9 protein-coding genes are annotated in these 6,341 nt (G+C 77.3%); 6 read left to right on the forward strand and 3 right to left on the reverse strand.

Annotation, left to right across the window (positions count from 1 at the left end; translation table 11 throughout):
• The first annotated feature begins 42 nt into the window (after positions 1–42).
• Together ccsB and E9549_RS22125 are read left to right on the forward strand one after the other, a co-directional pair.
• Positions 43–990, forward strand: a complete 948-nt coding sequence (gene ccsB, locus E9549_RS22120) for a c-type cytochrome biogenesis protein CcsB (protein WP_236828753.1) — start codon at positions 43–45, stop codon at positions 988–990.
• A gap of 118 nt (positions 991–1,108) precedes the next feature.
• Positions 1,109–1,417: a hypothetical protein gene (locus tag E9549_RS22125; RefSeq protein ID WP_236828754.1), complete on the forward strand. Its 309-nt coding sequence runs from the start codon at positions 1,109–1,111 to the stop codon at positions 1,415–1,417.
• Positions 1,418–1,435: 18 nt separating this feature from the next.
• Here the strand turns inward: E9549_RS22125 and E9549_RS24380 are convergent, their stop codons facing one another.
• On the reverse strand, positions 1,436–1,648 hold the full coding sequence (locus tag E9549_RS24380; protein ID WP_236828755.1) for a hypothetical protein: 213 nt from the start codon (positions 1,646–1,648) through the stop codon (positions 1,436–1,438).
• Positions 1,649–1,753: 105 nt separating this feature from the next.
• On the opposite strand from E9549_RS24380, the gene E9549_RS22135 reads away from it, so the two are divergent.
• Both E9549_RS22135 and E9549_RS22140 read left to right on the forward strand, forming a co-directional pair.
• Positions 1,754–2,182 carry an Lrp/AsnC family transcriptional regulator gene (locus E9549_RS22135; protein WP_236828757.1) on the forward strand — a complete coding sequence of 143 codons (429 nt, stop codon included), beginning with the start codon at positions 1,754–1,756 and terminating at the stop codon, positions 2,180–2,182.
• Positions 2,175–2,498: a DUF4229 domain-containing protein gene (locus E9549_RS22140; protein WP_236828758.1), complete on the forward strand. Its 324-nt coding sequence runs from the start codon at positions 2,175–2,177 to the stop codon at positions 2,496–2,498. Before E9549_RS22135 ends, E9549_RS22140 begins: the two co-directional genes overlap by 8 nt.
• Positions 2,499–2,695: 197 nt before the next feature.
• On the opposite strand, the gene E9549_RS22145 is transcribed toward E9549_RS22140, so the two are convergent.
• Together E9549_RS22145 and menE are read right to left on the reverse strand one after the other, a co-directional pair.
• A complete protein-coding gene (locus E9549_RS22145) occupies positions 2,696–3,565 on the reverse strand; it encodes a 1,4-dihydroxy-2-naphthoate polyprenyltransferase (RefSeq protein WP_236828759.1) in 870 nt (289 codons plus the stop codon).
• Positions 3,565–4,686 carry an o-succinylbenzoate--CoA ligase gene (gene menE / locus E9549_RS22150; RefSeq protein ID WP_236828760.1) on the reverse strand — a complete coding sequence of 374 codons (1,122 nt, stop codon included), beginning with the start codon at positions 4,684–4,686 and terminating at the stop codon, positions 3,565–3,567. The genes E9549_RS22145 and menE overlap by 1 nt, the downstream gene beginning before the upstream one ends.
• 41 nt (positions 4,687–4,727) lie before the next feature.
• Here menE and E9549_RS22155 point away from each other — a divergent pair, with 41 nt between their 5' ends.
• Together E9549_RS22155 and E9549_RS22160 are read left to right on the forward strand one after the other, a co-directional pair.
• Positions 4,728–5,690, forward strand: coding sequence for an o-succinylbenzoate synthase (locus E9549_RS22155; protein ID WP_236828761.1), 963 nt, complete (start codon positions 4,728–4,730; stop codon positions 5,688–5,690).
• Positions 5,687–6,341, forward strand: a 655-nt coding sequence (locus E9549_RS22160) for a thiamine pyrophosphate-binding protein (RefSeq protein WP_308191124.1), incomplete at its 3' end; no start/stop codon positions are given. The genes E9549_RS22155 and E9549_RS22160, both read left to right, overlap by 4 nt.

A 6,341-nucleotide genomic window follows, 5' to 3' on the forward strand; every position in this document is an offset into this window, starting at 1 on the left:
AGCCAGTTCGCGGCCCCGCACCCGAACCGGAGGTCCCCCCGCGTGACTGACTCCTCGCTGGCCGAGCTGTCGGACAACCTCTTCTCCGTCAGCGTCGCGCTCTACTCCGTCGCGCTGCTCGCCTTCTGCGCGCAGCTGGCCTTCGGCCGGCGGGTGGCGCGCGGCCGCGAACTGGCTGCCGTGGGGGCCGGGGCCACCGTCGCCCCGCCCCTGGACACCGGGGACGCCCCGGCCGAGACGCCGCGGGGCAACCGGTGGGGGCTGGCCGCCATCGGGCTGACCGTCCTGGGTGCGCTCGCCCACGCCGGCATCCTGGTCACCCGCGGCATGGCCACCGACCGGCTGCCGTGGGGCAACATGTACGAGTTCGCGACGGCGGTCGTGCTCGTCGCGGTCGTGGCCTACGTGGTGCTCGCGGTGCGCACGCCCAACCTGCGGCACATCGGCGTCTTCGTGCTGGGCCCGGTGGTGCTCTCGCTGGTGGCCATCGGCCTGGGCCTCTACACCGAGGCCGCGCCGGTGGTCGCCGCGCTGCGGTCGTCCTGGCTGGCCATCCACGTCACGGCGGCCATCATCGGCTTCGGCGTCTTCATGGTCAGCGGCATCGCCGCGGCGCTGTACCTGGTGAAGGCGCGGCCGGGTGCGGACGAGGGCGGCGGCGTCGTCTCCCGGATGCCCGCGGCCGCGACGCTGGACCGCGTCGCCCACCGCACCGCGGTGCTCGGCTTCCCGATCTGGACCTTCGCGGTCATCGCCGGCGCCATCTGGGCCGAGGCCGCGTGGGGCCGCTTCTGGGGCTGGGACCCGAAGGAGACCTGGTCGTTCGTCGCCTGGGTCGTCTACGCGGCCTACCTGCACGCCCGGACGACGTCGGGCTGGCGGGGGCGCAAGGCGGCGTGGGTCAACGTGGTCGGCCTCGCCGTCATGATCTTCAACCTGACGTTCGTCAACCTGGTCTCCAGCGGGTTGCACAGCTACGCCGGGGTCTGACCGCGTCTCCCCCGTCCGGGCGGCGCCGCGCGGGCAATGCCGCCCGTCGTCGGTCCCGCGTGCTTCCATGCCCCCATGGAGCTGACCAGCAGCGCACCGGCAGGCGGGGAGGCGGCCCGTGGGTAGGCACGAGGCGGCCGAGGGCGCCTCGCCGCACCCGCTCGTCGCCGCGGCGCTCGCCGGCCGGTCGTCGGACGCCGCCGGCGGGCCCCGCCACGAGCCGCGAGCAGCGGTGGACGGAGGGGGCCTCGGCTGGCCGGGCGACGAGCCCGCCCCAGGCGGCGGTGGGCTGGGGTGGCCGGACGCCGGCACCGAGGAGCAGGCGGCCACCCAGCAGCACGCGGAGGCCACCGGTCCGCCCGCCATCGCCGAGACGCCGCCGAGGCGCGGCTGGCGCCGGCTGTTCGGCTCGGCGCCGGCCGCCTAGCTCAGGTCGCGGGACGGCTCAGGTCGGGGAACCGTCGTCCCGGCGGGCCCGGCGCTCGAGCTCGCGCAGGAACTCCGGGTCGTCGTCCGGCGCCACGAACTTGACCGGGCCCTTGGGCCGCTGGGGACGGCGCGCAGGACGCGCGCTCCCCTCGGGCCCGGCGTTCGCCGCGGCGCGCACCACCAGGGCGACCACCACGACTGCAACCACGAGAACCACCAGGAACACCACGGGCCCACCCCCTCGTCGGACTCCAGCGTACGTCGGCGGCGATACTCGGTGCCGCACAACCGACATCGCTACCCCCGTGCAGGACGGAGAACCGCCATCGACGCCGTGGACCGGCAGCTGGTCGAGCTGCTGAGCGCCAACGGGCGCGCCAGCTACGCCGAGCTCGCCCGTCAGGTGGGGCTCTCCTCGCCGGCCGTGCACGAGCGGGTGGGCAAGCTGGAGACGGCCGGGGTGATCCTCGGGTACCGCGCCGTCGTCGACCCGGCGGCCGTGGGGCGCCCGGTGACCGCGCTGGTGAGCCTGATCGAGAGCGACGCCGTCGACGACCCGCGGGTGCAGGACGAGCTGCTCGCGATCCCCGCCGTCGAGGACTGCTGGCGCGTGGCCGGCGGTGAGGACTACGTGCTGAAGGTGCGCGTGACCGACATCGCGGCACTCGAGGAGACCATCGACGCGTTGAACCGCATCAGAGGGGTCGCACGCACGAGGACGACGGTCGTTCTCTCGACCAAGTGGGAGGGCCGTCATGGCTGAGCAGCAGAACCCGGCCGGTGCGCCGGTGGGCCCGGCGGGTGGCGCGGCCGCGCCGCCGAAGGTCCTGCCCTGGCTGGTGATGTACACCGTGGGCCGGTTCGCGATCGCCGCGGCGCTGGTCCTGGTGCTCTGGTGGGCCGGGCTGGGCAGCTTCCCGGGCCTGCTGTTCGGCCTGCTCCTGTCGATGCCGGTCTCCTACGTGCTGCTCCGGCCCTCGCGCGAACGGCTCACCGAGGCGCTCGCGGCGCGCAGCGTCGCCCGGCGCGCGGCCCGCGAGGACCTGAGGGACCGCCTCAGCGGCGGCGCGGCGGAGTGACCGCGCCCAGCTGAGGGCGAGCCCGGCGGACGGTGCGTCGAAGGCGACGTCGAGCCGCTCCACCGACCGATAGGCCGCATCAGGACTCGGCTCACCGGCCGCTGGAGCGGCTCGACCCGCGTGGCAGCAGGAGCTGCGGGCCCTCGGAGCGACCGTCGGCCGACCGTCCTACTGGAGCGTCACCCGTGCCGCCGGACCTAGCTGAGCGCCAGCCCGGCGGCGAGCAGGACGCCGGTGGCCAGGGTCAGCAGGCCGGTGGACGCGAGCACCGCGATGAGCGCCGGGCCGCGCGCGCCCGCCAGCACCGTCCGCGCCGGACCGAGGGCGAGCGGCGCGGCGGCCAGCGCCAGCAGCGCCCACGGCCGCGTCACGCCGACCGCCGCGACCACGGCGAACGGGACGGCGAGCAGCGCGGCGTAGAGCAGCCGCGTGCCGCGGTCGCCGAGCAGCACCGCCAGCGTGCGCTTGCCGACCCGGGCGTCGCCCTCGATGTCGCGCAGGTTGTTCGCCACGAGGATCGCCACGATCAGCAGGCCCACGGGCACCGACACCGCGAAGGCCAGCCCCGGCAGCGTGCGGGTCTGCACGTAGGTGGTGCCGACGACGGCCACCGGGCCGAAGAAGACGAAGACGAAGACCTCCCCGAGGGCCCGGTAGCCGTAGGGGAGGGGGCCGCCGGTGTAGGTCCAGGCGGCGGCGATGCAGACCGCGCCCACCGCCACCAGCCACCAGCTCGACAGCGCCGCCAGCGCCAGCCCCGCGACCCCGGCGACGGCGAAGGCGGCGAGCGCCGCCACGAGCACCTGCCGGGCGGTGGCGGCGCCGGAGCCGACGAGCCGCATCGGGCCGACCCGGTCGGCGTCGGTGCCGCGCTTCCCGTCGGAGTGGTCGTTGGCGTAGTTGACGCCGACCTGCAGCGCCAGCGCCACGACCAGGGCGAGCAGCGCGGGCACGAGCCGGAACCCGTCCAGCGCGATCGCGGCGCCGGTGCCGACGAGCACCGGCGCGACCGCCGCGGGCAGGGTGCGGGGGCGGGCGCCGGCCAGCCACTGGGCGGGGGTGGCCATCAGACCTCCGGGGTGCGGGCCGCGACGGCGCGGCGGTCGGGCTTGCCCGTGTGCAGGGTGGGGATGGCGTCGACCAGGTGCAGCTCCCGGGGCGCGGCCGCGGCGCCGAGCCGCTCGGTCACCCACGGGCGCAGCTCGGCGAGCGCGGGGGCGCCGCCGGACGCCGGGACGACGGCGGCGACGACGCGCTGCCCCCACTCCGGATCGGGGCGCCCGAAGACGACGGCGTCGGCGACGGCGGGGTGCTCGCGCAGCGCGGCCTCCACGGCGACGGGCGCGACGTTGACCCCGCCGGAGATGACGACGTCGTCCAGCCGACCGTGCACGGTGAGCCGCCCGGCGCCGTCGAGCGCACCGGCGTCGCGGGTGCGGAACCAGCCTCCGGTGAACGCGGCGGCCGTGGCCGCCGGGTCGCCGCGGTACCCCAGCGCCAGCACCGGGCCGGCCAGTTCGACGCCGCCGTCGGCGATCCGCACCCGCACCCCGTCGAGCGGCACGCGGTCGTAGACGCACCCCCCGGCGGTCTCGGTCATCCCGTAGGTCGTCACGACGGCGACACCCTCCTCCCGGGCGCGGGCGAGCAGCGCGGGGTCGGTGGCCGCGCCGCCGACCAGGACCGCGTCGAAGGAGCGCAGCGCGCCCGGTTCGGCGTCCAGGGCGCGGCGCAGCTGGGTCGGGACCAGCGAGGTGTAGCGGCGGTCGCCGGCCGGCATGCGGGCCACGGCGTCGGCGAGGGGCTCCCCGTCGCGGAGCCGCGTCGGGGTCCGGCCGGTCAGCAGCGAGCGGCACAGCACCTGCAGCCCGGCGATCGCCGACACCGGGAGGGCGAGCAGCCAGCTCCCGGGGCCGCCGATCCGGTCCAGGGTCGCGGCCGCCGAGGCCCGGAGGGCGCCGGCGGGGAGCAGCACCCCGCGACCGCCTCCGGTGGAGCCGGAGGTGACGACGACGACGTCGGCGCCCGGCTCCAGCGGCTCGCCGGGGCGGAGGACGGTCCGCGCCGCATCGACCACCGCCGGCGGGCCGGCGGGCAGCACGGCCAGCGGGCGCTCACCGTCCAGCGCCGCGCGGACGTCGTCGTCGGAGAGCTCACCCGCGGCCACGAGGGTCAGCTGCCGAGCCACGAGGGACGAGGGTACGGCCCGGCCGGAATAGGGTGATCACCGTGACCGCCCTCCCCACGACCGCGTTGCCGGCGGGGATCACCGAGCTGGCGGTCTACGAGGTGCCGCTGCGCACCCGCTTCCGGGGGATCGACGTGCGCGACGGCGTGCTGCTGCGCGGGCCGGCCGGCTGGGGCGAGTTCTCGCCGTTCTGGGACTACGACGCCGCCGAGAGCCGCCGCTGGTGGGCCGCCGCGGTGGAGGCGGCCACCGAGGGGTTCCCCGCGCCGGTGCGCTCGAGCGTGCCGGTGAACGTGACGGTGCCCGCCGTCGACGCGGAGCGGGCGCGCGCGATCGTCGCCGCCTCGGGCTGCCGCACCGCCAAGGTCAAGGTCGCCGAGCCCGGGCAGACGGCAGCCGACGACCTCGCCCGCGTCGAGGCGGTGCGCGACGCGCTGGGCCCCGGCGGGGCGATACGGGTGGACGCCAACGCCGCCTGGGACGTCGGCACCGCGGCGCGCCGGATCCGCGAGCTCGACGCCGCCGTGGGGCTGGAGTACGTCGAGCAGCCGTGCGCCACGCTGCCGGAGCTGGCCGCCCTGCGCCGGCGGATCGACGTCCGGGTCGCCGTGGACGAGGGGGTGCGGCGCTCGGCCGACCCGCTCGCCGTGGACCTGCGGGAGGCCGGCGACGTCGTCGTCCTCAAGGTGCAGCCGCTGGGCGGCGTGCGGGCGGCGCTGCGGGTCGCGGAGGCGCACGGGCTGCCGTGCGTCGTCTCCTCGGCGCTGGAGTCCTCGGTCGGGATCGCCGCCGGTGTCGCGCTGGCCGCCGCCCTGCCGGAGCTGCCGTTCGCGTGCGGCCTGGCCACCGTGGCGCTGTTCACCGGCGACGTGTCGTCGTCCCCGCTGCTGCCGGTGGACGGCGCACTGCCGGTGGTCCGGCCGGAGCCCGACCGCGTCCCTCCCGCCGGGGACGGGACGGCTGCCCGGTGGCTGACCCGGATCGACGAGGTGCTCGCCGCGTGAACCCCTCCACCGCCTTCGCCCGCGTGCTGGTCGACGAACTGGTCCGCGGCGGCGTCACCGACGCCGTGCTTGCCCCCGGCTCGCGGTCGGCGCCGTTCGCGCTGGCGCTCGCGGCGGCCGAACGGGACGGCCGGCTGCGGCTGCACACGCGCATCGACGAGCGGACGGCGGCGTTCCTCGCGCTCGGGCTGGCGAAGCGGTCCGGCCGCCCCGTGCCCGTGGTGACGACCTCGGGGACGGCGACCGCGCACCTGCACGCCGCCGTGCTGGAGGCCGACGCCAGCGGGGTGCCGCTGCTGGCGCTCACCGCCGACCGGCCACCGGAGCTGCGCGCGACCGGCGCCAACCAGACGATCGAGCAGGCCGGGCTGTACGGGGCCGCGGTCCGCTGGGCCGCCGACGTCGGGGTGCCCGAGGCGGGCCGCGAGGAGGCGCAGAACCGCTACTGGCGCTCACTGGTCGCCAAGGCGCTCACCATCGCTTCGGGCACCCTCTCGGCCGATCCCGGCCCGGTGCACCTGAACCTGGCGCTGCGCGAGCCGCTGCTGCCCGGCGACGAGCCCGCGGAGCTGATCGGCCCCTGGGCGGGCCGTCCCGGCGGACGGCCGTGGACAGCGGCCGAGCCGTCGGCCGGGGCGGCGGGGTGGGCGG

This window comes from Blastococcus sp. MG754426 (assembly GCF_021699055.1).
Classification (GTDB): domain Bacteria; phylum Actinomycetota; class Actinomycetes; order Mycobacteriales; family Geodermatophilaceae; genus Blastococcus.

Coding starts and splice junctions, on each gene's coding strand:
- E9549_RS22140 (WP_236828758.1), top strand. CDS start 2,175: ATGGCTGAGCAGCAGAACCCGGCCGGTGCGCCGGTGGGCCCGGCGGGT.
- E9549_RS22145 (WP_236828759.1), bottom strand. CDS start 3,565: ATGGCCACCCCCGCCCAGTGGCTGGCCGGCGCCCGCCCCCGCACCCTG.